At 69.2% G+C, this 25,666-nt stretch carries 19 protein-coding genes and 2 pseudogenes; 9 read left to right on the top strand and 12 right to left on the bottom strand.

Features of this window, described 5'->3' with window-relative positions; all coding sequences use genetic code 11:
- Window positions 1–70 precede the first annotated feature (70 nt).
- From JNW91_RS04285 to JNW91_RS04275, 3 genes are all read left to right on the top strand, one after another.
- Window positions 71–4,129, top strand: coding sequence for an AAA domain-containing protein (locus JNW91_RS04285; protein WP_203173637.1), 4,059 nt, complete (start codon window positions 71–73; stop codon window positions 4,127–4,129).
- Window positions 4,126–4,962: a hypothetical protein gene (locus JNW91_RS04280; protein ID WP_203173636.1), complete on the top strand. Its 837-nt coding sequence runs from the start codon at window positions 4,126–4,128 to the stop codon at window positions 4,960–4,962. Before JNW91_RS04285 ends, JNW91_RS04280 begins: the two co-directional genes overlap by 4 nt.
- A gap of 205 nt (window positions 4,963–5,167) precedes the next feature.
- Window positions 5,168–7,012, top strand: a complete 1,845-nt coding sequence (locus JNW91_RS04275) for a hypothetical protein (RefSeq protein WP_203173635.1) — start codon at window positions 5,168–5,170, stop codon at window positions 7,010–7,012.
- A gap of 75 nt (window positions 7,013–7,087) precedes the next feature.
- Here JNW91_RS04275 and JNW91_RS04270 read toward each other — a convergent pair whose 3' ends face one another.
- The 5 genes from JNW91_RS04270 to JNW91_RS04250 form a co-directional block, all read right to left on the bottom strand.
- Entirely contained in the window at window positions 7,088–8,371 is a 1,284-nt protein-coding gene (locus JNW91_RS04270) for a hypothetical protein (RefSeq protein ID WP_309244218.1), read from the bottom strand.
- 158 nt (window positions 8,372–8,529) lie between these two features.
- Window positions 8,530–9,258, bottom strand: a complete 729-nt coding sequence (locus JNW91_RS04265) for a DUF2637 domain-containing protein (protein ID WP_203173634.1) — start codon at window positions 9,256–9,258, stop codon at window positions 8,530–8,532.
- On the bottom strand, window positions 9,255–9,647 hold the full coding sequence (locus JNW91_RS04260) for a hypothetical protein (RefSeq protein ID WP_203173633.1): 393 nt from the start codon (window positions 9,645–9,647) through the stop codon (window positions 9,255–9,257). Before JNW91_RS04260 ends, JNW91_RS04265 begins: the two co-directional genes overlap by 4 nt.
- Before the next feature lie 456 nt (window positions 9,648–10,103).
- Window positions 10,104–10,778: a cytidylate kinase family protein gene (locus JNW91_RS04255; RefSeq protein ID WP_203173632.1), complete on the bottom strand. Its 675-nt coding sequence runs from the start codon at window positions 10,776–10,778 to the stop codon at window positions 10,104–10,106.
- 434 nt (window positions 10,779–11,212) lie between these two features.
- Window positions 11,213–12,310: an SDR family oxidoreductase gene (locus tag JNW91_RS04250; RefSeq protein WP_203173631.1), complete on the bottom strand. Its 1,098-nt coding sequence runs from the start codon at window positions 12,308–12,310 to the stop codon at window positions 11,213–11,215.
- A 153-nt stretch (window positions 12,311–12,463) separates the two neighbouring features.
- On the opposite strand from JNW91_RS04250, the gene JNW91_RS31800 reads away from it, so the two are divergent.
- Together JNW91_RS31800 and JNW91_RS04245 are read left to right on the top strand one after the other, a co-directional pair.
- Window positions 12,464–12,700, top strand: coding sequence for an AfsR/SARP family transcriptional regulator (locus tag JNW91_RS31800; RefSeq protein ID WP_309244217.1), 237 nt, complete (start codon window positions 12,464–12,466; stop codon window positions 12,698–12,700).
- 22 nt (window positions 12,701–12,722) lie between these two features.
- Window positions 12,723–14,549 carry an ATP-binding protein gene (locus JNW91_RS04245; protein WP_238424337.1) on the top strand — a complete coding sequence of 609 codons (1,827 nt, stop codon included), beginning with the start codon at window positions 12,723–12,725 and terminating at the stop codon, window positions 14,547–14,549.
- A 217-nt stretch (window positions 14,550–14,766) separates the two neighbouring features.
- Here the strand turns inward: JNW91_RS04245 and JNW91_RS04240 are convergent, their stop codons facing one another.
- Window positions 14,767–16,701, bottom strand: coding sequence for a Na+/H+ antiporter NhaA (locus tag JNW91_RS04240; RefSeq protein WP_407664251.1), 1,935 nt, complete (start codon window positions 16,699–16,701; stop codon window positions 14,767–14,769).
- Window positions 16,702–16,947: 246 nt separating this feature from the next.
- Between JNW91_RS04240 and JNW91_RS04235 the strand changes: the two genes are divergently transcribed.
- The gene (locus tag JNW91_RS04235; RefSeq protein WP_203173629.1) at window positions 16,948–18,150 is read left to right on the top strand and encodes a serine hydrolase domain-containing protein; all 1,203 of its coding nucleotides are present in this window, start codon (window positions 16,948–16,950) and stop codon (window positions 18,148–18,150) included.
- Window positions 18,151–18,167: 17 nt separating this feature from the next.
- Here the strand turns inward: JNW91_RS04235 and JNW91_RS04230 are convergent, their stop codons facing one another.
- The 5 genes and pseudogenes from JNW91_RS04230 to JNW91_RS04210 form a co-directional block, all read right to left on the bottom strand.
- Entirely contained in the window at window positions 18,168–19,355 is a 1,188-nt protein-coding gene (locus tag JNW91_RS04230; protein ID WP_203173628.1) for an NAD(P)/FAD-dependent oxidoreductase, read from the bottom strand.
- Window positions 19,356–19,437: 82 nt separating this feature from the next.
- Complete coding sequence (locus JNW91_RS04225) at window positions 19,438–20,439, bottom strand: RNA polymerase sigma-70 factor (RefSeq protein ID WP_309244220.1); 1,002 nt, start codon at window positions 20,437–20,439, stop codon at window positions 19,438–19,440.
- A pseudogene (locus tag JNW91_RS04220) lies at window positions 20,416–21,672 on the bottom strand (MFS transporter); the annotation flags it as partial. The gene JNW91_RS04225 and the pseudogene JNW91_RS04220, both read right to left, overlap by 24 nt.
- A gap of 76 nt (window positions 21,673–21,748) precedes the next feature.
- Entirely contained in the window at window positions 21,749–22,228 is a 480-nt protein-coding gene (locus JNW91_RS04215) for a hypothetical protein (RefSeq protein ID WP_203173627.1), read from the bottom strand.
- Window positions 22,225–22,608 (bottom strand): GNAT family N-acetyltransferase, encoded by a 384-nt coding sequence (locus JNW91_RS04210; protein ID WP_203173626.1) that lies wholly within the window; start codon window positions 22,606–22,608, stop codon window positions 22,225–22,227. The genes JNW91_RS04215 and JNW91_RS04210 overlap by 4 nt, the downstream gene beginning before the upstream one ends.
- 478 nt (window positions 22,609–23,086) lie before the next feature.
- Between JNW91_RS04210 and JNW91_RS04205 the strand changes: the two genes are divergently transcribed.
- The 3 genes from JNW91_RS04205 to JNW91_RS04195 all read left to right on the top strand — a co-directional run bounded on the left by JNW91_RS04205 (window position 23,087) and on the right by JNW91_RS04195 (window position 25,399).
- Entirely contained in the window at window positions 23,087–23,356 is a 270-nt protein-coding gene (locus JNW91_RS04205) for a hypothetical protein (RefSeq protein WP_203173625.1), read from the top strand.
- Window positions 23,356–24,393, top strand: coding sequence for a hypothetical protein (locus JNW91_RS04200; RefSeq protein ID WP_203173624.1), 1,038 nt, complete (start codon window positions 23,356–23,358; stop codon window positions 24,391–24,393). The genes JNW91_RS04205 and JNW91_RS04200 overlap by 1 nt, the downstream gene beginning before the upstream one ends.
- A gap of 76 nt (window positions 24,394–24,469) precedes the next feature.
- Window positions 24,470–25,399, top strand: a complete 930-nt coding sequence (locus JNW91_RS04195; protein WP_203173623.1) for an LLM class F420-dependent oxidoreductase — start codon at window positions 24,470–24,472, stop codon at window positions 25,397–25,399.
- A gap of 13 nt (window positions 25,400–25,412) precedes the next feature.
- Here the strand turns inward: JNW91_RS04195 and JNW91_RS04190 are convergent.
- A pseudogene (locus tag JNW91_RS04190) lies at window positions 25,413–25,666 on the bottom strand (hypothetical protein); the annotation flags it as partial.

The raw sequence follows: 25,666 nt of genomic DNA, 5'->3' as shown, positions 1-25,666 counted from the left end.
GGAGGGCTTTGCCTCGGGCCGACGGCCCGGCTGATCAGCGCTGGTGTACGTCGACTGACTTGGAGACGAGATGCTGTTGACCCAACCGGATGTACTCCACCTTGTTCAACAGGCCGCCGGCCGTTGGGCAGACCAACTGATCGACTTCGGCCCGCGCAACACGCTGCTCTACTTCAAGGAGCGGCAGACCACCACTCTCGATCTCGCCGAGGCGGCTCCCGGCGTGGTCGCCGACCTGCTCCGGGGACAAAAGGTTCGCCTGCGGACGCTGTTCCCGAACCAGGACCGTCACAACACCGCCTGCAACACTGCCCGCAGCCTCCGCCGGAAGCTGGTCGAGCTGGAGGAGGAACAGGGCATCCAGGCCGGTTGGGTGACCCGCGGCCTGCTCTGCATGGTCGGTCCCTACACGCGCGGCTCCGTGCCGATGCAACCGCTGCGGGCACCATTGATCCTGCAGCAGCTTGCGCTGGACAGCAGAACGGCGACCGAGAACGACTTCACGCTGGAACTGCCGGAGTCACCCGAGATCAATCCCGTCCTCCTGTACGCGCTGGAGCGGCAGTACGGCGTGGAGGCGGACATCAGCGCCCTCGGCGAGAAGCTGAGCGCGATGCTGTCCGAGATAGCCGACCCGGGCCAGCAGTTGAGTGCCGCCTACGAACTGATCGCCGAGGCAGTCGCTCCCAGCGGCTTGTCTCTCCGGCTCGAGCCCGCGGTGGTTGCCGGCGTCTTCAGCTTCGACAAGCTCGCCATGGTCAAGGATCTGCGCAACTCGGCCGAGCTGCTGGCATCGCACCCAGTGATCGGCGCAATGGCGGGCGACCGCGACGCTCGGCAACAGTTGCGCACTGAGCAAGCTCAGGGGTCCAGCTCCAGTGCCGATCGGATCGATCCGGCCAAGGAGTTTCTGGTCCACGACGCTGACTCGTCTCAGCAGTCGGCGATCGACGCGGTGCTGTCCGGCCGGCATGTGGTCATCGAGGGTCCACCCGGCACGGGCAAGAGTCAGACGATTGCGAACATCATCGCGTACATGGCCGCGATGGGGCGCAGCGTGCTCTTCGTCTCCGAGAAGCGGGCCGCGATTGAAGCGGTGATGAACCGCCTTGACGACGTCGGGCTCGACAACCTGGTGTTCGACCTGCACGACCGCAAGATCAATAAGCGGCAGGTCGCCCGGCGCATCGCCGACGTCCTCACCCAAGCGGGTGCCGAACCCCCGGTCGACACCGACGAACTGCATCGCCGCCTGCACAGCCGGCGGGCCGCAGCAAAACGGCACCCGGCCGAGCTGCACGAGGTTCGGCAGCCCTGGGGGGTAAGCGCTTTTCAGGTCATCGAGCAGCTCCTCGCGCTTCCAACTGGCGACGTTAGCGGCTACAACCTGCGCGCATCGGAGCTGCGGAACCTCGACCGGTCGAGGCTTGAGTCTGCGCGGGAGGACCTTCGGACGTTCGTGGATCGTGGTGGGCTGAGGATCTGGCGCGGGGAGTCGCCGTGGGCGAAGGCCGCAATCCGCACTCCAGATGATGTCGGCAAGGTGCTGGTGCATCTCGACGAACTCGCGGCCGGTGCCCTGCAGGGTGCACAGCGCCAGATCCGGGACTTGGTCGACCGGGCGGGGCTGGACGTGCCGGACGACCTCGCTGCATGGAGGGATCTGTTCGACCTGCTCAGCGAGGTCGAGCGCACCATTGCCAGCTACGGCGAGCAGGTCTTCGGCCCGGATCTGGACGACTTCGTCTACGCGACAGCGCCAGGCCGATCCCGGCCGCGCCGCTCGGAGCCGCTCGGTATATTCCGCCGGTTTCAACTGCGCCGTGAGCTGCGACGGCTTTGTCCGGCCCCGCCCAAGAGCCGATCCGAGATGTATCAGGGCCTGGTAGCCGCGGCGGATCAGCGTGAGCGGTGGCGGAGGCTCAGCCGTCAGGACAGCGCACCCACTGCTCTGGCAGGTGCCGACCTGTGCATGTCGTCCTTCACCCAAGTGCGTAACCACCTCGCTGCGGTGGCGGCATGTGCCCGGATCGACGGCCTTGAGCGTGGGCCCACCACCACCGCGGCCAACACGCTCGCCGAGTTGAACGCCGACCGCGAGACGTTGTTCCTCATGCCCGACCTGAACAAGCAGCAGCAGCTGTTCCGCTCGTTGGGGCTGAGTCACATGCTCGATGACCTGGCCGCCCGGCAGGTCTCGAGCGACGAGGCAGCCGACACCCTGTTGCGCTCCTGGTTGCAGGTGGTCCTCGACGAGATGCGCATGCGGGTTCCGTACCTCGGTCAGTTCGTCGGGCAGCAGCATGACGCGGTGGTCCAGGACTTCCGCGCTGCGGACAGCCGGCATATCGAGATGGCCGCCCGGCATGTGCGCCGCAACGTGGCAGTGAACCTGCGGAAGGCCCGAGACGCCTATCCCGACCAGAACGGCCTTGTCCGGCGGGAGGCGGCCAAGAAGAGCCGGCACCTCCCTCTGCGGAAGCTGCTCAGTAGCGCACCGGAGGTGCTCCTCGCCGCGTTCCCGTGCTGGGCCATGTCACCACTGGTGGTCAGTCGCATCCTGCCGCCCGAGCGGTCGTTCGACGTGGTGATCTTTGACGAGGCGAGCCAGATCGAGCCGCACGACGCGGTTGCCTCGATCATGCGTGGCACCCAGCTCGTCGTGGCCGGCGACCCGAAGCAGCTCCCACCCACGTCGTTCTTCCGGCGCCTCGTTCAGCAGAGCCCGGCTGACGAAGACGATGATCTCGTTGACGACAGCCTTGAGGATTACGAGTCCGTTCTTGACGTCCTCGGTGGCCTGATCTCGGACCGGTACCGCTTGACCTGGCACTACCGCAGCCGAGACGAGCGTCTGATCGCGTTCTCGAACGTCGAGATCTACGACCGGTCCCTCGTCACGTTCCCTGGCGTGCAGGTCGGCAGCCCGCTGCGCTTGGAGACGGTGGACGGCCGTGTCGCCCCCGGGCAGAGCGGCTCATCAACGGAAGAGGTCAACCGGGCGGTTGAGCTGATTCTCGAGCACGCCGAGCAGCGACCTAACGAGAGCCTCGGCGTCATCACCATGGGCCGAAAGCACGCCCTGCGGATCGAGGCGACCCTGCGCAGCCGACGCCGCGAGCACGAGCACCTCGACGACTTCTTCTCCCAGGACCGGGCCGCGAGCCAGCGGTTCTTCATTAAGAGCCTCGAGAACGTCCAGGGCGACGAGCGGGACGCCATCATCCTGAGCATCGGCTACGCCAAGACCAGAGACGGTCGACTTCCGCTGCGCTTCGGACCGCTCAACCAAGAGGGCGGTGAGCGGCGTCTCAACGTCGCAGTCACCCGCGCGCGGAGTCGGATGACCGTGGTGAGCGCATTCTCTCATCACGACATGGACCCGAACCAGACCGCGGCGACGAGGAACCGGGGGCCCGAACTACTCCGCCGTTACCTGGAGTTCGTTGATCTCGGCGGTGACCTGGGCGCGCGACAGCACACCGGGGTCGAGCTCAACGGCCTCGAACGCAGCGTCCTGAAGGCTCTCCAGCAGCAGGGCGTCAACGCCGTGCCGCAGTGGGGCGTGTCCGGCTACCGCATCGACCTGGCTCTCGCCCACCCGGACCAGCCCGGCCGCATGGTCCTCGCCGTGGAGACCGACGGTCACTCGTACCACCAGGCACACAGCGCCCGGGACCGGGACCGGCTGCGCCAGCAACACCTCGAGCGCCTCGGGTGGGAGTTCCACCGCATCTGGTCGACCGACTGGTACGTGGATCCGGCAGGCCAGACAGCCCGACTCATCGCCCGCTGGAAGCAGGCGGTCGACCGCGCCAACCACGCCGCGAGGAGCCACCCCGTACCGCCGGCACGCCGGCCCGCCCAGCCATCGACGCCGCCGGCGACCCGTCGTGGCCCCCGCCCCGACGTGCCGATTGGTCTGCGGATCACCGAATACACGCGGGAACAGTTGGTACAGATCTGCACCTGGCTTGTGAGCGACCAGCTTCAGCGTGATCGGGATGAGCGCCTCCAGGAGGCCATGAGCGAACTTGGCTTCCGCAAGCGCGGCTCAAACATCCTCCAGCGCCTGACCGAAGCACTCGACATCGCGCAGCAGCGCGCCGACCGGGAGGTGTCCCGATGATTGCCCTCGACCCGCTCACTCTGGAACGCGTCGCCCGCCTGATCTGCGACGTCGATGGTCCCTACGAGCGGACCGGTACGCAGGTCGAGCGGTTCCTGCACCGGGTCCGGTGGCCTGGCGATCCGCAGTACGACGGCTTCCCGCGGATCCCCTGGCTGACTGAAGTACTCAATTGCCATGCCGATGACGCCGCTGCCCTCGACCGGCTGCTCTGTCGCATCGGTGATCCGCTGGAGTACGACGGTGGCGTCGAGGCCGCCGAACCGATCGCGCAAGAGCTGAACCGCCTCCTGGCTCCCGAGCAGCTCACCATCACCTACATCGGCGGGCGCCCTGTGCTCGGTCAGATAAGCCAGACTAGCGACGTTCCCCTGTACGGGCCGCCGCCGGACCTCCACGAGCGGGTGCGACGACTATCCCCCAACAGCAAGGCGACCGACATCCTCATGGCCCGTGCCGACGAAGCGTCGATCTGCCAGAACAACGGAGCTTACGCATTGGCGATCATCGGCATCGGCAGCTTCGTAGAAGGCCTGCTGCACGTCGTGGTGACTGACCGCGACGAGACCGTGCGCAGGAGCGGCCTGGTCGACCGGAACGGCCGACGGGTTCGGGCCGAACGAGCGGGCCTTCACCTGCTCCTCGAGTATGCGCACCGACAGAAGTGGGTCCAGACCGACGCTAAGGACTTCATGGAGAAGGTCCGGGACTACCGCAACTTCGTGCACCCTCGTCACCAGATCGACTACGGGCTCGTGCCCGATCTCGACACGGTGCGGATGTGCTGGGCACCTGTACACGCGCTCCTCAATGACCTGGAATCCGCACCATGATTAACAGCTCATCTCGGTGACCAGCAAGCAAGCGGATTGACCTCTCCTTGTCCAGATGCCGACCTCGACACCGCCGCTGCTACTCCAGCTTCCGAACCAAGGCCAGGTGCTGGAGTAGCAGACGGAGGTCAGCGGGGCTGCATCGAGCGAGTGCGGCGACGCGTTCGGCGCAGCCCTCTCGCCTGTAACCCCTCGGGACGGCGCAATGCTCGGTTTCAGGTCTGTGTTTACGACCCACCGCGAACGGAACCACCTGCAGCCACTGGTACGGGAACAACTCGACCGTTGGATCGCGGGCCCCAAGGGCTGGGATCCGTCCGCGCTTCAGGAGAATCGGTGGGCGACCATCGGCGATAACGTCAGGGCCCTCCTACTGCAGCACGAGGGGCAGGATGGATCGACGTCAACGCGCGTACGGATCGCCGAAACGAAGCCGGACGGGCAGTGGATCATCCAACTGACCGTACATACGCCCAACGCGAGAGAGCGGGCGGCTTGGGCCTGGATTGACATCGAATCCCCCGACCCCGACAGCGAGGACCCACGCGGCCGACCCCGCCTCGCAGGCACCCCCCGCTTTCTCGCCCCCATGCTCGAAATCATCGATGCCTGGGACGGTGCCGCACGCCTGACGACGCGACCAATCGTCATCCGGGGCGACGAAGTCGACGAGGTCCACCGAGCCCTCACCGACGCCGAGCGACGAGGTGTCGTCTTCGTCGCAGGCAACGACGACTCGCTGCCGTCAGTCCCATGGACGAACCGGATCGCCAACCTGACCCGGTTCACCATCGGCATGGCCTCGTGCTACGTGCTGGACGGGGAGGCCACACAGTTGCTCAACGACCGGCTCGGCCAGGCCCACGCCGTAGTGCCCGGCCGGCTTCGGACCTTTCGCTCTCAGGTTCAACCGGACTCCGTCGTCGATGGGCTGCGGCACCGGGTCCTGAGCGCCGAACGGATCACCGACGACAGCGAGCAGCCCCGCCTCGCGCGGGTCCTCGCCTCCAACGCCCAACTTCAGGCTCTCGAACAGCCGCTACCCGCAACTGTGGCGCGGGTACACCGGATGCTGGAACGCATCGCCGACGACATGTTGGTGCACCGGCTCGGGGATGTCGGCTCGAAGCGGCGTTCGCTCGTTCCGTCTCAGCCCCGGGCGACGGCAGTCGAGACGCGCGAGAGTGATCGTCCCCAAGATGACGTCAACGCGCAGCAAGGCATGTTGCTTGACTACCTAAAGATCAAGGTCGGCATCGATGATCTGACCGTCGACCGAATCGACGAGATCGTGCGTTTGATCGAGGTCGGCCGGTCGTCGCAGGAGGCACAGGAAGACATCGCCTCCCGACTCGCGCAGCTCCAGGCGGAGCTCGACGAGACACAGAAGGCGTATCACGACGTCAAATGGCAGCTGGATGACGAGCAGATCGAGAACCGCGACGCGGTCGACCTTCTGACTCGGTCCGAGGAGACCGTACGGACGCTGCGCCATCGGCTGGCCTCGATGGGGCAAGCTGAGGTGGCCTGGACGGCGCAGCCGGCGGATGAGGATGTCTCTCGGCCGGGTAGCTTCGGCGAGTTGCTCCGTTGGCTACCGAAGCTCAAGCACGTCGTGTTCACGGGCGATCCTGACCACGCTGAGGACCTCGACAGCAACGACCCTCTGGGGGCCTGGGCTTCGAAGACGTGGGACGCGTTGTTGGTGCTTCGTGACTATGCAGTGGCTAAGGCGAACGGGCGCTGGGGCCGCGACGTGCACGGCTTCCTTGAACACACCCCTGATGGCTGCCACGAATGGCCGACGCGACGGCACGCCCGCGATGAAAGCGAGGAGGTGCGAACCAACCCAACGTTCCGGAGTAGGCGCGTTCTGCCCGTGCCAACCTCCGTCGTTCCGGTTGGACAGGCCTTCATGGGAGCCCATTTCAAGATCGTCCAGTTCGCCATGATCAGCCCGCGGATGCACTACTACGACGACACGGCGCGCAGCGGCCGGGTCTATGTCGGTTACATCGGTCGGCACCTACCGACCGGACAGACGAACTGACGGCACGCGAAGGCTAATTGCTGGACACGACATGGAGGGCTGGAGCATCCACTGCTGGCTCGGGTCGTACACCTGTCAACTGGTGGCGCGGTAGAGCTTCACCCCGCCGCTGGCATCCGGTGGGCTGGCGACTGCGGCGTGTTCGTTGACGAGCCACGGCGTGAGGCCGGGAGCGGTTTCCCGGTCCTCGCCGGTGCTGCCGTCGAGGATGACGGGGCCGTTCGCCGTGCGGCCGTAGACGGCTCCGTGCCAGGCGGTCGTGACGGTGGGGGCGATGCGGTTTGCCTTCTTGTCGGGTAGTTCCCAGAGCCACTTCCCGCTGTCGTCGAAGGCGCCTGCCCAGTCCTGGCGTTGGTTCTGGCAGATGGTGACGCTGCGGCCGTCGTGTAGGCAGGTGATGTTGTAGGCGGTGCTGCTGGTGGCCTTTGACTCGTCGAGGAGGCGGCCGGTGGCGGCGTCGAGAAGGCGGAAGAACTGCTTGCGGCCTTGCAACGCTCCGGTCGCGGTCACGATTTTCGGGCTGCCCGGCTTGATGACGATCGTCTCTGCCGGCTCGGTATGCCAGCGCTCGGCACCGCTGTCGATGGCGAGCGCACGTGCCACTGCACTCTTGGCGTCGGTACCGACCGCCACATCGCTAGCGATGGCACCGAGGTTGAAGTCCGGACGGCGCCAGACCTCGCGTCGATCATCAAGGTTCACGGCGACGGTGTCGGTGCCGACCTGGGCGACGACCACGGGGCCGTGCGCGCCGACGACGACCGGGTGCTTCCGGGTCAACGTGTGATGGTCGTCGTCACTGGGCTCGATCTCGATGCGTTGAGCCTCATGCCCGGTGCCGGCATCAGCGGCGAGGACTTCGATAACCGGGCGCGGCGGTGTCGTGCCTTGACCGGGCGCGGTGGTGGCGAAAGCCGTCACCACACGGCGCTGCGCACCGAGGTCGGCCAGCACCGGCGGTTGGGCGGGGTTGCCGCCGACGAACGGGTTCTGCGTCGACGGCGACAGCGCAGGCTCGTGCGCGGGTCGCAGCGTGCCGGTGACCGTGCCGGAGGTGACGTCAACGATTTCCAACCGGTCCACTGATGAGATCCAGACGCGCTTTCCTTCCAGTAGCACTGGTAGCGGCTCGACGCGTTGTCCCCCCAGGTTGATCTTCGACAGCGAAGCGCTGTCAGGTAGCGAGATGGCATCAGTCGTGTCGAAGGTGCGCGGCGGGTCGAAGGTCGGCCGCTCGCTCGGTGCGCTGGCGGTCGCTTGGGCTGGTGGCTGTTGCGCCTCCGGTGCGGTTCCGCAGCCGATGGTGGCGGCAAGGACGCCCAGACTTACGCCGAACACGCCCAGATTTGCTTTGCGCACCGCGTCACGTCTCCCCGTCGCCGTTGGGTACAGCCGGGAAGTGTAGCGACTTTGGTCCACTCTTCGTGTCCCGACCGTTGCAGCCCGAAGCCGTATTTCGTAAGGCCGGAGAGGGGCGAACCGGAACTTTGGGAGGCCGCTCCAAGGTCATCAGCACGTCAAGGTGGACTCTTTGCCGGCTGTCCGTCCACAAGCTCTTCCGTCACAAGGCGTCGGACATGACGTTCGGACACGCCTGCGGCCAAAGCCAACTCCGCCAGGCTGGCCTGGGGACGCTCGGCACGCAGCCGGGCCACAACGTCTGCCGTCCGCTCAGCGCGTCCCGTCATCCGCTTGCGTCGCCCGGTTCGCCGGAGGGGCACCGACACCTGGCTCGTCGCCGGACCGTCGGCGGCCCCAGCCAGCTGCGCCTCGTTCGCCTCAGTCACGACGTTCATCGGAAGCGACTTCAGTGGTGGAACAGACGCAGCCTCAGAGGCGAGCGGCTGGGTGGTGTCTGAAGCTCGATGGTCTTTGCCCGAGGCCGGTTGCGCTCTGGTCAGCATCTCCACGACCAGCAGCAACGCCACCGCTGGCCACGCCGCCACTATCCGCGCACCGAGGCTCGGCTCGGCGGCGGCGATGTTCGCCGCCACGCTGGCCGCTACCCCGACCGCGAACGCCGTCCGGGCTGACCAGCGCACCCTCCGGCCGGCGCGCTTGTCCTCGACCATGGCCGCCGACGCGACGACCAGCATCCCGTCAACCGACAGCGGAAGTACGTAGGCGACCTCGGGACGCTCACCGAACCTCAACGCCACGGCGACCATGTGACTCCACGACGACCAGGCAGCAATTCCGGCCACCGCCACCGTGCTCACGTCTCGGGCAAGCCGGGTCGGCGTCATCGAACCACCCCCTGCCCGAGCCGTCGCTCGATGGCGTGAACCTCGACGGGGTCCACGGACGGACGTCCGCCGATGTCCAACCCCGTCTGGACATCGACCCATCGCCGCCAACGGTCGACGACTTCGCCCGCGTCGAGACCGGTCGCTTTCGCGGTGTCCGTCAGGTCCACGCCAGCGCACAGCGCGGTGTGGATCATCGAGGGTTGCCAGTGAGTCCAGCAGGACACCATCGCAGCGGACAACGCCAGCTCCGCCAGGACGGCAACGCGTCCGGATTCCGGCGTCCGAGCCGCGGCATTCTCTTGAAGATCGAGAAGGAGTTGGAACGGGTTGATCTTTTCCGCATCGGTGAACCGCATCGGCGGTTTGGACGGGCGGGTCGGGTTCATCGGGCACCGCCCGGTGCCCGTGAGCTGGACGAAGTCAGCGGCAGCGGATTACCGGCGATCGTGGCGATGTGGTTCGCATGGTGGTACCTCCGGCCCACCGGCCGTTTCCCTGGTCAGTCATGCTGTCGACGACCCGGGCGAACCGCGTCGAGGTCCGGGCCGACACCCTCGGTCCGCACTGAGTCCGCAGCAGCACGACTCGCCGCCCGGTCGAGGCGGTCCGCCACCTGGTCCACCGTCTCGATCAGCCACGTTGATCTGACCGAGATGCACCGAGACCGGCACATGTACGAATGGCAAGTCGTCGCTCGGATGCCGCTCGGCTAGCCCTTTGGCGGTGTTGTGATCCGACAGCTGCTGTGCGACGCAGCTCCGCCAGGTGATGCGCGACCGCGCGATGAAGCCTGGAGCACATCAGTGCGTTTCGGGACGTGCGGGTCTGCCGAATTGGTGCGTTCAGTGTGTTCGGGTCTCCCAGGCCGGCTGCTGGGGCTCGTCGTTGTGCACGACGATGTTGGCGTGATGGGTCGGGCGGACCGTAGCGAGATAGAGCTGCTGGGAGGGGATGTAACGCTCGCGCCAGCGCCGTTCGACGTCAGCTCGAGATAACACCCGGCGCTCTCGGATCACGGCACGATCCACGGTCTTCTCGAGTGCCGTCGACACGAAGATGCGCAGGTCCCAGCGATCAATCAGTTCCGGGCGCATCAGGAAGACGCCGTCGAAGATCAGCACGGCGTCGGCGGGGGCAGTCGTGACCGGCGGGGACAGCGCCGTATCCGCGGTGCGGTCGTAGACCGTGTGTTGGAAGCGTCGATCTCCACCCGGGCCGAGCGGATCGAGCAGAACCCGCTTCAGCGCGTCGTAGTTGTGGGTGTCGAAGTAGCAGCCTTCGGCCGAGTACTCGCCGCGCGGATAGCGCTGTGCCCGGGGGAAGAGAAAATCGTCGATCGTCGCCCGGATGACGTCGCGGCCCTGTGTGAGCAGGACGGCGGCCAGTTCGTCGGCGAGGGTGGTCTTGCCGGCGGCGGGCGGTCCGTCGATGGCAACCCGCGTCGGGTGTGCGACTGTGATGGACCCGACTGCCGCAGCCAGGCGGCCGAGCATCTCGTCGCGGGTGCCTTGGTCCATATCCTGCTCCGTCATAGTCTCGCGAAGGTCGCCGTTCGGGCACACCTTATGTGCGCCAGCCCTTCCGTGCCTGCCGATGCCGGAGTGAGCGAGATTGCCGCATGCGGAACTGGCTGCGGTCGTGCCCGCAAACGCACTGCCATGCCGGCGCTGGTTGCTCGGTATTTGCAAGAGGCCGGCCGGCAGCGGGGAAGTGGTGTGAAATGCCGAGAGATGTATGCGCTGCTAGGTCGGCATGTAGCCAGGTCGGCGTGATGGGGCAGTTTGATCTCGTAATCCCTCGGTCGCGGGTTCGAGTCCCGCCCGCCCCATCAAGCGAAACCCGCAGCACGCTGCGCGCGCTCGCCGCAGCCGGGTTCACCGCCGACAAACCGACCGTGATCAGCTCCGCCTACTCTCGCCCCGGAACAGACCTAGTCTCCGTAACCGACCTCTCAGATCGCGAGGGCCCCGCCATCCACGGGGAGGAGTACACCGTGGATGTGTGACGCCTCTTCACTGGCGAGGAAGATCACGGCCGCGGCGGTATCCTGCACGGTGCCCGTACGCCGGTCCGGGTTGCCCTCGGCGAGCGTCTCCAGGAGGGGACGAAGGTCTTCGTTCCCCTCGGTGATGGTCGGTCCGGGAGCGACGGTGTTCACCCGCACACCGTCGGCGGCCAGCTCCGCGGCCCACGACCTCGTCAGGGAGTGCAAGCCAGCCTTGCTGGCGCCGTACAGCGAGGTGAACTTGATTCCGTCTACGCCGCCGATCGAGCCGATGTTGATCACCGAGCCGCCGCCGTGCTCCACCATGCCGGGCACCAGGGCCGCCGTCAGAAGGTACGGAGCCTTGACGTTGACCTCCAGCACCTGGTCGATCTGTTCCTCGGTCGACTCTGTCATGGGGTGAGGCGGCACGAGAAAGGCCGCATTGTTCACCAGGATGTCGATCGGCCGACCCGCCAGGGCCGTCGCCTCCTGCGCGAGGCGGCGGACCTCGGAGCCGCCCGCAGAAAGGTCTGCCTCGACGTAGTGGGCGGTGCCGCCCTCCGCGACGATTCCGTCGACGACCCGAGCACCGAGCTCCGGGCCGAGTCCGGTCACGACGACGACGGCGCCCTCGCGGGCCATCGCCTCCGCCACACCGCGCCCAATTCCGCTCGTCGAGCCTGTGACGAGTGCAGCGCGGCCCTCTAGACGATTCATGTCAGTGCCTCCGGTTGTTGCGGCGATGTCGATGGGCGCGGGACGGCTCCGAAGATTTGACGCACAGTAACCGTACTGGCCCCGGCCGGCCAGGTCCGCGCGTTTGGCCGTCTCCCTCCAGCAGCCGCAGCCAACGGGCGTCGAGTCGACCGCCCACGCGTCGTCGCCCCACAGCGACGTGTCGGTCGCCAGCATCCGGATCATGCCAGTGATCAGTCCGGACGCGGCCCGTAGCTGATTGTTGCAGCCGGACCGCTGGGGCAGATGCGGGAACAGGTGGCGGAAGTCGCGGCTTGCGCGGCGCAGCAACGCCGCTCGGAGGGTGTAGCCGAGCAGCGCCGACATCACGGCCAGGGTGACCGGTTCGGCGTCACTGAGCGTAAGGTTTGATCCCATCCGTCGGGCGCTATGGGGCAAATTCCGCGGAGACCTTGCCTCGCTACGGAGGGGGCGTCAGCGCATCGATGCCTGCTGGTAGCCCATGGCAAGATCTACTGGGTGAAGATCGGGATGCTCGGTCCGTTCGAGGTTCGTACGGACGATGGCGCAGTCGCCGACGTGCCGGGCGCGCGGCTGCGTGGGCTCCTGATCGCCCTCGCGCTCGACCCTGGACGCGTGATTCCCAAGGCGACGCTCGTCGACTGGATCTGGGGTGAACGCCCGCCTGCCGACGCCACGAATGCCTTGCACCGTCTGGTGTCCCGGCTGCGCGGAACCGCTCGGCATCACCGGTGAATCGTTGTGGCCGGTCGCGCCGTTGGTCCTGCCCGCCCAGGACGCGGACCCGGGCGAGATCGAGTCCGCTCCCGCCGTCCGGCTGCTGCGGGACCGGGCCAGCGCGGTGCGCAAGGATCTCGCCGCCGACGCCACCACGTTGGCGACCATGGCGCGTGTCTGCCGAGCGCTGGACGGGATGCCACTGGCGATCGAACTCGCCGCGGCCAGATTGCGCACGATGTCCCTCGATCAGCTCGCCGACCGGCTCGACGACCGGTTCCGCCTGCTGACCGGCGGTAGCCGTACCGCGTTGCCGCGGCACCGGACGCTGCGTGCGGTGATCGACTGGAGCTGGGAGCTGCTCTCCGACGCCGAACGAGTGGTGCTGCACAGGCTCTCGGTGTTCTCCGGTGGCGCGAGCCTGGACGCGGCCGAGCGGGTCTGCGTCGGCGACACCGTCGAGACGGGTCACGTGTTCGATCTGCTGACGGCGCTGACCGAGAAGTCGCTGGTGCTCATCGAGGGCGGCAGGGCGCCGCGCTACCGGATGCTCGGCACGATCAAGGAGTACGCCGGGCAGCGTCTCGCCGAGGCGGGAGAATCGGATCTGGCCCGCCGCGCGCACCTCGCGTACTTCACCGAACTCGTCGAGGCCGCGGAACCGCATCTCTACCGCGCGGAGCAACTAAAGTGGCTTGCCACGCTCGAGGCCGAGCACGACAACATCGGTGCCGCGATGCGCGGCGCGATCGGGGCCGGCGAGGCAGACGAGGCGATGCGGCTCGCCGCCGCCGCCGGCTGGTACTGGTGGCTCGGCGGGCACAAGGCGGAAGGCAACGAGCTGATCATGGCGGTAACCGCCCTGCCGGGCGAGGTGGCCGACGAGAGCCGAGCCGTGGTGTACGCGCGTGCCGTGCACGCCGGCGTACACGCTGGCCGGTCTGTCCGTGACCTCGCGACCTGGGGGCCGGGCGATCAGCACCAGGCCGAGGAGTGGATCCGCAAGGCCTACGAGATCAGCCGGCGCGTCCCGAGGCATCACCGGGCACTGCGGTTCGTCGCCGCACTGGAACGCCTGTTACACGCGCCGGACGCGGCCATGCCCGCGTTCGAACAGCTGCTCACCGACGAGGACCCCTGGCTACGCGCCCTCGCCCGACTGCACCTCGGCAGGTTGCGCATCGTGCTGGGCCATGACGGCCGGGACGCGGACGCGTACCTCGAGACGGCGCTCGCCGAGTTCCGCGCGCTCGGCGACCGGTGGGGGACGTCGTTCGCCCTGACCGAGCTGGCGAATCGGATCGCGATGCGCGGTGAGTTCGCCGGCGCCTGTGAGTACTACGCACAGGCCATCGCGGTCGTCACGGAGGTCGGCGCCAACGAGGATGTCGTGTCGATGCGGTCGCGGCAGGCCCAGTTGTACTGGCTGCTGGGCGACGCGGAATCGAGCGCGGCCGCCATGGCGGAGGCGCAGCGGTACGCGGAACGCGTCTCCTGGCCGCACGCGTTGGCGGAGTTGGCGCTGGCGAAGGCCGATCTCGCTCGCTGGCGTGGCGACGCCGAGCAGGCACACCGGCAACTCGACGTCGCGTTGGCGATGCTGGGTGCGGACGCCGAACGGGCGTACGTCCGCGCGGTGGTACATGACCTGCTCGGCTACGTTGCCGAGGACCTCGACGAGGCCCACGCACACCGCGTCGCGGCCTTCCGGACGGCCACCGAGACGGGGCATGCGCCCCTGATCGCGCAGGTGCTCGTCGGGGTGGCCGACCTGGCGTTGCGTCGTGACCAGCCCGAGCAGGAGGCGGCTCGGGAGGGCGCGGAGACGAGCTGGAGTCGGTTGGTGGAGGTCACGCTCGTTCCCTGAACGTGCCGCCGGTGCGGACGCGATCGTGACGGACATGAGCGACCTGGCCGGCGTCCTCGCTCGTACGCGCAAGCCGGCGAGTCAGCTGTCCTGGGCTGAATCGGGTGGCGGGCCGCATCGTCGTGCGGAGGGCCGCGAGGGTGTCGGGCTGCCTTTGGAGCTGGTGTCGCAAACGATTCAGCTTCAAAGGCACCGACCAACACCTCCTCCCGCGCGGTCAGCTCGCGGGCCCGCCCTCGCGACGCCCGGGATCCCGAGGGTGGTACTCGGGGCGCAGCCTGGCGCCGGCGAACGCCGCCTTCACCGCCGCCGAGAGTGCGGCGATGTCGTATGCGCCGTGGTGGCGCCGGCCATTGATGAAGAATGTCGGGGTGCCGGTGACGCCGCTGAGGTCGGCGGAGTCGACGTCCTCGGCGATCCGGTCGACGCCCATCCGCTGCGCCATGTGCTCCCGGAACCCGTCGAGGTTCAGGCCGAGCTGCGCGGCATAGCCGAGCACGTCGGTGGGACTCAGCGCGTTCTGGTGTGCGAGAAGCAGATCGTGCATCTGCCAGAACGCGCCCTGCTCGCCCGCGGCCTCCGCCGCTTCGGCGGCGAGTTGGGCATGCGGGTGGACGTCGGTGAGCGGCAGGTGTCGCCAGACGTAGCGGACGTTGGCGAAGTCGGCCAGCAGTTCCCGGACCACCGGCTCGGCCTGCCCACAGTAGGGACACTCGAAGTCGCCGTACTCCACGACCGTCACCGGCGCCTCACGCGGACCGCGCACGTGGTCGCGCTGTGGATCGACCGGCAGCGTCAGGTCGACGATCCCCTCGGCGACGCCCAGCAGCGCGCGCGCACGCCGTCCCGGCGAGAGTCGCCCGGCCGAGCGGAACACCAGCCAGGTGACGAGGGACGCACCAAGCGTCGCGATGATGATGCCGAGCTTCGCTTCGTCCAGGGCGGGGCCGCTGAGGGCATGGGTGGCGATGAGGAGCGCGACGGTGAACCCGATACCGGAGACCGTGCCGACCCCGGCGACGGCAAGCCAGCCGACGGGGGGCCGGAACCGGTTGCCGCTCAGCCGGGCCACCAGCCACGAGGTGGCCACGATTCCCGCCGGCTTGCCGACGACGTACGCGACCACGACGCCGAGCGTCACCGGGGAGGTCACGGCCCTGGACAGAAGCTCGCCGTCGATCACGATCCCGGCGTTCGCCAGTGCGAAGAGCGGCACGATCACGTAGCTCGCCCACGGGTGGTAGAGGTTCTGCAGCCGTTCGTTCGGCGACAGCGCCGAAATGAGTCCGGCCCGGGCCATGACAGCGAGCTGCGGGGTGGGCTGTTCCCGGAAGAGGCGGAACTGATCGCTCGCCCGCTGCAGGTCGCTGCGGCCGGGTGCGTACGCGTACGTCAGCAACCCCATCACCAGGCCCACGGCGACCGGATCGACGCCGGACTCCGAGACGGCGAGCCAGGCCGCCACCCCCAGCAGCGCGTAGAACGGTCCGAACCGCACGCCGCAGCCGCGGAGCAGCAGGACAGCGCCGAAGATCGCCGCCGCGACGACCAACGCCGTCGGCGAGGGATGTTCCGGATAGGCGATCGCCAGCACCGCGATCGCGACAACGTCGTCGACGACGGCGACGGTCAGCAGGAAACCCCGCAGCCGATCCGAGAACCGCGGCCCGAACACGGCCAACGCGCCGAGCGCGAGCGCCGTGTCCGTGGACATCACCGCACCCCAGCCCGCAGCTGTGGGATGCCCGGCGTTGATCGCGAGATAGATTGCGATCGGCAGGAGCATGCCGCCGAACCCGGCCAGCATCGGCAATGCCAGTCGACGCCGCTCCCGCAGCTCGCCGATGTCGAACTCCCGGCGTAACTCCAGCCCCGCGACCAGGAAGAAGAACGTCATGAGGCCGCTGTTGACCCAGTAACGCAGGTCGTGTGACACGGGCCAGTCACCAAGCTGGACCGAAAACGAGGTGCTCCAGACCGACTCGTACGACGACACGTCCAGGTTGGCCCACACGAGAGCCACCACCGCGGCGACCAGAACCACCCTCGCGCCACCGGTCTCGGTGCGCAGGAACGCGCGCAGCGGAGCGTTGAACCGGCCCTCCCAGGCCGTTCTGGTGGACCATCCCCGGTGCGCGTTGTTGCTCGTCACGGGGACAATCTTCGTCGACTTGATCGTCATCTGGCTCGGATTCGGGCACGAGGCGAATGTCTCTCTTGGGCGGGCCCGGCGGTCGGGGCAGGCGCACAGCGCCACGAGCCCGCCCGACCGCTGCGTCGATGTCGGTGCTGGGGTAGCGCAGGCTGTACCGCAGGAGGGCAGCAGAGGGGATCGCCCCGGTATCGGGCTTCTTGAACCATTGATGGGGTCAAGCGTTTCCGATACCGAGGAGTCACCATGCCCAGGAGATCGAGCGATCCGGTCCGCCGCCGTCGAAGCATGCGGGTGGCAGCCGGCGCGTTGGCCGCCGTCGCCGTCGGCGCCGCCCTGACCGGCCCCTCGGCGTTCGCCGACGCCGAGACCAGTCGACCCGCCGGCCCGCGCGACGCCGTGCAGCAGCGACTGGATCGCCTGGTCAGCGAGGACGGCTTTCCCGGCGTGCTCGCCTCCGTGCGGGGGACCGGCGGGCGGGTCCGTGACTACACCGCGGGGGTGGGCGACCTCCAGACGCACCGCCCGGTTCCCCGCGACGGCCAGGTCCGCATCGGCAGCAACACCAAGACCTTCACCGCGGTGGTCGTCCTGCACCTGGTGGGTGAGGGCCGTATCGACCTGGACGCGACCGTCGAGCACTACCTGCCCGGCGTCGTGCGCGGCAACGGCAACGACGGCAGCAAGATCACCGTACGTCAGCTGCTGGGGCAGACGAGCGGCCTGGCCGACTACGACGACGTGCTGTTCACCAGGTCGCAGGACCTGATCGACAAGAGCCACTCGTACTACGAGCCACGCCGGCTGGTGGACGCCGCGCTCACCAGCGCACCGCACTTCGCGCCGGGCGAGAGGTGGGAGTACAGCAACACCAACTACGTTCTCGCCGGCCTCATCGTCGAGCAGGTCACCGAACGCCCGATCGGCGAGGAGATCACCAACCGCATCATCAAACCCCTCGGTCTGCGCGACACCTACTGGCCGGGCGTCGGGGAACAGCGGCTTCGCGGCAGTCACCCGCAGGGCTACGTCGCGGTGGCGCCGGGCGCCCCGTGGGTGGACGTCACCGAGATGGACCCGTCCCTGGGCTGGTCCGCCGGCCAACTGGTCTCGACGCCGGACGAGCTGCGGGCCTTCTTCGACGCGCTGGTGGGCGGCAGGCTGCTCAAGCCCGCGCAGCAGGTGGCCATGATGACGACCGTGCCCGCGCCCGGGTTCGAGCCGACCGGCGAGTACGAGTACGGGCTGGGCATCGCCCGGTTCGAGCTTTCCTGCGGCGGCTACGCCTGGGGTCACGGCGGTGACATCCAGGGCTTCGAGACCCGCAACCTGGCCACCCGGGACGGCCGGAGCGCAGTCGTCGCGGTGACCGGCCTGCCGACCAGCGAGCAGATGCTCGCCGAGGTGAACAAGACCGTCGACGCGGCACTGTGCGGCTCCGACCGCTGAGGCCGCAAGCTGCGTGGTCACGACATCGTCGCGACGGTCTCCGTCCGGGGCGCGACGATGCGGCGGCGGCGCACCGGGTACAGCACCGGGTGGGAGACGCCCCAGGCGGCGCCCTTGCAGACGAACTCCTTGTACCGGGCCGCCAGCTTCCCGGTGATGAGGGACGGCTTGGCCCGGTCGTCGGCGGTGACGTACTGGATGATGCCGTCGCGGCGGCCGAGGCTGATGCACTGGTTGAAGTAGCGCAGCGGGGCCTTCGGGATCTTCTTTTGACCGGTCAGGCGCGCGGCGATGGCGTCGGCGGCCTGCCACGCCATCGGGACGCCCGAGGCGCAGGACATCCGCAGCGGCTTGCCGCCCGGCCCGTCGGCGAGTCCGGCGTCGCCGACGACGTACACCTCCGGGTGTGAGACCGAGCGCATCGTGGAATCGACGATGATCTGCCCGGTCGCCGCGACCGTCAGGGTCGTGGCGGCGGCGATGGGGTGGACGGCGAAGCCGGCCGTCCACACGGTCACCTGGGCCGGGATCATCCGGCCGTCGCCGGTGACCGCGCCGGTCGCGTCGACCCGTGCGATGTCGGTGTGCTCGTGGACGGTGATGCCGAGCCGCTCGACGACGCCGCGCAGGTGCCGCTGAGCCTTCTCGTTGAGCCAGTCACCGAGGCCGCCCCGGGTGGCGAGCGCGACGTCGAGGTCGGGCCGGGCCTCGGCGATCTCGGTGACCGCTTCGAGGCCGGTGAGACCGCCGCCGACGACGAGCACCGTCCCACCGGCGGCGAGCTGGGCGAGGCGGTCGCGCAGCCGCAGCGCCGACGGCCGGCCGGCGATGTCGTACGCGTGCTCGGCGACGCCCGCCACGCCGTGGTCGGCGGCGGCGCTGCCGAGGGCGTAGACCAGGGTGTCGTACGCCAGCTCGTCGGCGCCGTTCCCGTCGACGAGCGCGACGGTCCGGCGGTCGACGTCGACGGCGGTGACCCGCGCCAGGCGGACCCGCACGCCGGTGCCCGCGTACACCTGGCTCAGCTCGTGGCGCTTGAGACCCTGCCCGGCGGCGAGCTGGTGCATGCGGACCCGCTCGACGAAGTCGGCGTCGGCGTTGACGACGGTGATCTCGGTGTCGTCCGGGTGCAGCCGCCGGGCGAGGCGACCGGCGGCGGTGGCTCCGGCGTATCCGGCCCCGAGGACGACGATGCGGTGCTTCATGGTGGCACTCCTGTCTCGGTCGTGGTCGCTTCCTGAACCGGACAGCGGCGCGATTGCTGACAGGAGTCGGCTGAGACCTGGGTCACCAGACCTGGATGAGGGGTTCCCCGTGCTCGGAGGTGGACCAGTGGCGGGTGAACCGTTCGAGTTTGTCGGGGTTGACCTGGCTGCGGATGTCCGCGACGCCCTCCGGCGTCACCTTCAGGGTCATGACGCCGACGACCCGGTCGTCGACCACGACCACCACCGCCGGGCCGCCGTTGACGGTCGCGGCGTGGAGGGCGGGGCTGCCGCCCACCAGGTCCCGCTTGACGTCGCTGGGCTTGAACAGGCCACGCAGGAACTTCGCCACCGCCAGCGCGCCGACGACCGGCGCGGTCCGGGCCGGGATCTTGCCCCCGCCGTCGCCGATGCTCGTCACGTCGTCGGTCAGCAGCTCGACCAGCCGCTGGGTCTCGCCGGTGGTAGCGGCGGCGAGAAACTCCTCGACGATCTTCCGCGCGGCGGCTCCGTCGACCTCGGCGCGGGCACGGCCGGCGGCGACGTGCTGCTTGGCGCGCCGGTAGATCTGCTGGCAGTTCGACTCGGTGACGCCCAGGATGTCGGCGATCTCGTTGTGCGGGTAACCGAAGGCCTCGCGCAGCACGTACACCGCGCGCTCGTTGGGCGACAACCGCTCCATCAGGGTGAGCACCGCCATCGACACCGATTCGCGCTGCTCGACGGTGTCGACCGGGCCGAGCATCCGGTCCCCGGCGAGGACCGGCTCGGGCAGCCACGTGCCCACATAGGTCTCCCGCCTGGCGCGCGCCGAGGTGAGCTGGTTGAGGCACAGGTTGGTGAGCACCTTCGTCAGCCACGCCTGGGGCGTCTCGACGTGCTTTCGGTCGGCGGCCTGCCAGCGCAGGAATGTGTCCTGGACCGCGTCCTCCGCGTCGCTCGCCGAGCCCAGCAGACGGTAGGCGATCGCCTCCAGGCGGGCCCTGGAGCGCTCGAACAACTCGACCTCGTCCGTACTGAGCGGCATGGGTCGACTGTATCCACGCTCGTCGCGTCGTTTGGCGCCAAGTGGATGTGGCGGCACGTGGCAGGCCCCTGGGCGCGGCAAGCCGCGTCGACGTGCCCTGCGACGGCGGTCGCGCGTGGCCGGTGTTTCCGGGTTCTGCCGGGACAGCGGGCGGTACGACGTGGCGGCCACGGCCGTCAGGCAGATCACCACGGCGGCGATGAGCGGTGGGCGGGCGCCGAGGTGGACGGCCGCGGAGCCGAGGGGGATCGCCACCACGAGAGGCCCGAACATCGCCGTGTTGGCGGTCGCGGAGATCCGACCCAGCAGCGGTGCCGGCGTGTGCGTCTGCACGGCGGTCACCGCGGCGACCAGGGTCCAGGGCAGGCCGACGCCGGCGAGGACGGCGCCGGCGACCGTGACCGGCCACCACGGCAGGCAACGCGCCAGGCAGCCGAGGGCGAACAGCACCGTCCCGGCCATGCCGACGCCGACCGTGCCCCACCGGCTGATGAGCCGCCCGACGACCAGTCCACCGACGATGGAACCGGCGCCCTGAGCGCTGGCCAGCACCCCGAGGAACGTCGTCGGTAGGCGCAGCTCCGAGACGACGATCGTGTAGATCGCCGCGGTCGTGAAGCCGGACATGGCGATCGACGCGGCGGCGAGCGCCACCGGTACGCGCGTCGCCCGCTGCCGGGACAGGATCGAGATGCCGGCCCGCAAACCGTGGTCCGGCCGGGTCAGCTGGTGGGGTGGCGTCCGGCGCAGGCGGACGGCCGCGTACAGGGTGGCGACCAGGACCGGCGCCGCCGCGCTGAGGACGACGACCGCGTGACCGCCGAGCCAGGCGTAGAGGCCCGCGCCGGCCAGCGGAGCGATCAGTTTCATACCTTCCTGCGCGCTTGAGCGCCACCCGTTGACGTCGCCGAGTTGCGACGGCGGCAGCGCGGACGGCAGCAGCGCGCTTTCGCCGGCGTCGATCAGGACGTAGCTGACGCCGTACGCGCACGAGACGGCGAAGATCAGCCAGGTCTGCCCAGGTCCCCGGACCGCGAACAGTGTCAGCAGGACCGCGGCCAGCACGAGGTTGACGGCGATGACCAGCGGGCGCCGGGGCGCCCGGTCCAACACCGCGCCCAGCCACGGGCCGGCGAGGACCGGGGCGTACACGCAGAGGCCGGCGAGTGCCGCGAGGCCGGTGGAGCCGGTCAGGTCCAGGATCCAGATGCCGGCGACCAGGGACATCGCGCTGCTGCCGAAACCGGACAGGAGCGAGATCGCCACGAACAGCCCCGCGTTACGGCGCATGAGCCCTCCAGGTTGAGTCGGGATGACTCATACCCTGAATGTTGAGCCTGATCGGGGCAATACTCGTGCCGGCCTGTCAACGACTGGTTGACAGGACGGCGGTGAGCTTCGCCGCGGCGGACCGGACCGGTGGCGGCAGCTCCTCGCCCGCTTCGGCCAGATCGGCGACGAGGTGCAGGGCCAACGCGTACAGCGAGCCCGGCGCCGCGTCCAGGGCGACGTCCACAGTGCTGCGGACGAGCGCCGCCCGACGAAACCGGCGGTCCCACCGTCGGTCCGCGGCGATCCACCGTTCGAGATCCGCCACGGCGGTCCGCAGTGTCACGATCTGCGGCGGGAGGACAAGGTCGAGGCGCTGCCGACGGGACCGCCGCGCCGCCACCAGGCGGTGACGACGCTGCTCGGCGGCCTGCCGACTGCCGAGACCCAACGCCGTCGCTATCTGCGCCCACGTCGCGCCGTCGTGGCGCGCCCGGTCGATGAGATCCAACTCCTGCTCGTCCAGCCCGGCGCGGGTCGCGCGAACCTCGGCCAACCGAGCCAGCTCAGCCGTCACGTGTCAACGGTACATTGACACTGCGGCGAGGCGTGCAACACGTTCAGCCGGACGAGCGCGCCGGCGCGGTCGCACCGCTCCAGCAGCCCGCGCAGCACTGCCGTGCCGATGCCGCTGCCCTGTAGGTGCGGGGCCAGGTAGAAATGCTCCAGCCAGTGGGCGTCCGCGGCCGGCCGCAGCGCCACGCAGCCCGCGAACGCGCCGTCCACCTCGACAACCCAGGTGTACGCCGGCACGAAACCGTCGCGCAGGCGCTGCCGCACGCGCTCCTCGTCGTACCGCCCCAGTCGTTCCAGATCCGCCCGCAGCACCAGCGCGCGCAGCTCTGCCACCGCCTCGACGTCCGCCATCGAGGCGGGTCGAAGCTCCCAGCCCGCCATGATCACCAAGCTACCGTGCCTCGCTGGGCGCCAGGTGGTCGCGCCGTCGTCACGACAGGCAGTGGGCCACGACGCCGTTCCTCGGTGGACAGGGCGGCGGCGCGTTTACCGGATTGCCCGTTCATGGGCGAGCCGCCAGCACTGTCGCAAACCGGACAAGACGGTAAAGCCCCTGGTAGAGCACTGTTAAGGCAGGAGAAGAGGCGGACGGATGTCGGGCCACATCCCATTCCTCGGGCACGGCGCGGACAGCATCGTCCGCCCCGGCCCAGCCTGCCTCCACCGCTGCGGGCGCCCGTAGCGATGTCACCGCCCACCCGGACAAGGACGTCATCACCCCGGCAGCCAGGCTCCCGCCGCTTCGCGGCCGCGCCGCCGCATTCACGCCTGCCGGCCTCCGCCACCGTGGACTCCGCCCGGGGCCGGCGTCGCGTTTTCGCACGCCCGACCCTGGCGACCAGAGCAGAGAGGGTCCGACATGGCCATTCCCATCGCGACCGCAGCCCTCAGCGCATCCGTGTACGCACCGGGTGACCAGATGCTGCTGACCGTCACCTACTCCGACGCCGACACCAAACCGTTGACCGTCACCATCGTCGTCACCGACGCGCAGGGCAACAGCAGCGCACCGGTCAAGGTCACCGCCGTCATCGACCCACTCACCGTGACCGTCAGCGACGACTCCGGGCGTACCTGGACCCGGGTCTCCGACAACGGCGCGCGGGCCGAATACCGAGCGGTGGCATGATGCCGCGCGTCACCGTCCAGGTCCGTGACTCCGCCGGACACAGCGCGACGGCCGTTGCCGACTACGCCCTGAGCCAGCCGGTGCTCGGTGGCTACTACCTCTCCGGGGGTGCCGATCCGACGGCCGACATGGCCGGTGGCAACTTCCGCTCGCTCACCCAGTACCGCAGCTTCGCCGACGGCTACATCTTTCCCGGCTACAACCGGCCCTGGCTGATCAACCTGGGCAAGGCCGGGGTGCAGATGAACATGGTGCTGGAACTGAAGCACTACGGCGCCGCGAACACCGGGCCGCAGAGCTTCCGGGTGGACGTCACCGATTACACCGTGCCGGCGCCGTCGATGACCATCCAGCAGCGCCCCGGCACCACCTGGCCCAAGGCGTACGGGTACGGCCAGGTGCTCAAGGGCCAGTGTGACGGGTTGCTCCACCGTGCCCTGGCGCAGTACCGGTTGCTCGGCTTCGGGGTGAACATCCAACTCGCCTCGGAGTTGGACACCGATCACGAGTTCGGCACCACCGAGGACGGCAAGGCGTACACCTGGGCCGAGTCGGACGCGCGGGCCGTGCAGGCGATGAACTACATCCTTGTCTGGTTCAAGGCGCGGACGCTGCCTCCCGGCACCACGTTCTCAATCGGGTCGGGCGGCTTCGACCGGGCCTGCTTCCAGCGCACCCACCCGGAGTCGCTGATGTCCCGGCTGGACTTCCTCCAGTGGAACGCCTACGGGACCAGCGCCAGCCACACCGCGCTGTCCCGGTTCCGCCGCACCAAGGACTGGGCGGTCGCGGACCTCGGACCGGTGGCGCTGTCCCGGCCTGTGATCATCGCCGAGTGGGGGGTGCGATCCGCCGAGATCCCGAACCAGCCGGGCTGGATCGCCAGCGTCCCGGCGGCCATCGCGCAGCTCAACGCCGAGCGCGGACCGCGAATCGTGCGGACCAACTACTTCAACTCCGGGTGGGGCACCCTCTCGCCCAAGGCCGCCGGGTTGGCGGCGTTGCGCACCGCGTACGCCACCCGACCCTACGTCTGACCGGTCGCCGGGCCGGCCGGGGCACCGGTCGGCCCGGCTGGCAGCGGCGACGGGCCCGGCTGCCTATGCTCGGATCATGGAACTGCGGATCTTCACCGAACCCCAGCAGGGCGCCAGCTACGACCAGTTGCTCGCCGTGGCCCGCTGCGCCGAGGACGCCGGCTACGGAGCGTTCTTCCGATCCGACCACTACCTGAAGATGGGCGACGTCAGCGGCGAACCCGGCCCCACCGACGCCTGGACCACCCTGGCGGGCCTGGCCCGGGACACCAGCCGGATCCGGCTCGGCACGTTGATGACCGCCGCCACCTTCCGGCTGCCGGGCCCGCTCGCGATCACCGTGGCGCAGGTCGACCAGATGAGCGGCGGCCGGGTTGAGCTGGGCATCGGCACCGGCTGGTACGCCGACGAGCACACCGCGTACGGGATGCCGTTCCCGGCGCTGGGGGAGCGGTTCGACCGCCTGGAGGAGCAGCTCGCGGTCATCACGGGGCTCTGGGCGACGCCGGCGGGGGAGCGGTTCCGGTACGACGGCCGGTACTACCCGATCGTCGACTCACCCGCCCTGCCCAAGCCGGTCCAGCAGCCCCGCCCGCCGATCCTGCTCGGCGGGATGGGGCCGAAGCGCACCCCTCGGCTGGCCGCCCGCTACGCCGACGAGTTCAACCTGCCGTTCGCGTCCGTGGCGGACACGGTGGCGCAGTTCGACCGCGTCCGCGCGGCGTGCGCCGAGATCGGGCGCGACCCGGCCGAGATGACCTGGTCCAACGCGTTGGTGCTCTGCTGCGGGCGCGACGACGCCGAGGTGGCCCGCCGGGCCGCCGCCATCGGCCGCGAACCGGACGAACTGCGCGCCAACGGGGCCGCCGGCACGCCCGCCGAGGTCCTCGACACCATCGGCCGTTACGCGGAGGCCGGCAGCCAGCGCATCTACCTCCAGGTGTTGGACCTCTCCGACCTGGCGCACCTCGAGCTGGTGGCCAGCGAGGTGATGGCGAAGCTCTGAGCCGAACGGCCGGTCAGGCGCCCCGGTGGGCGCCGACCGCGCCCGGGTCACGCAGCACGGTGTCCAGCCGGCCGTCGCCGTCACTGTCCACGTAGGTGATGTCCGGAACCCCGTCGCCGTCCACGTCGATCTGGACGATGTCGGCGACACCGTCGCCGTCGAGGTCGGTGACCACCTCCACCGAACCGTCCAGATGCCGGGTCACGATGGACTGCGACGCGGCGCGGGGGGCGCGCGGCGGCGGCCCGGGCGCCGGCACCGGCGTCG

The sequence above is a fragment of the Micromonospora parastrephiae genome (genome assembly GCF_016802865.1).
Classification (GTDB): Bacteria; Actinomycetota; Actinomycetes; order Mycobacteriales; family Micromonosporaceae; genus Micromonospora; species Micromonospora parastrephiae.
This window is presented reverse-complemented; position numbering and strand designations above follow the sequence as displayed.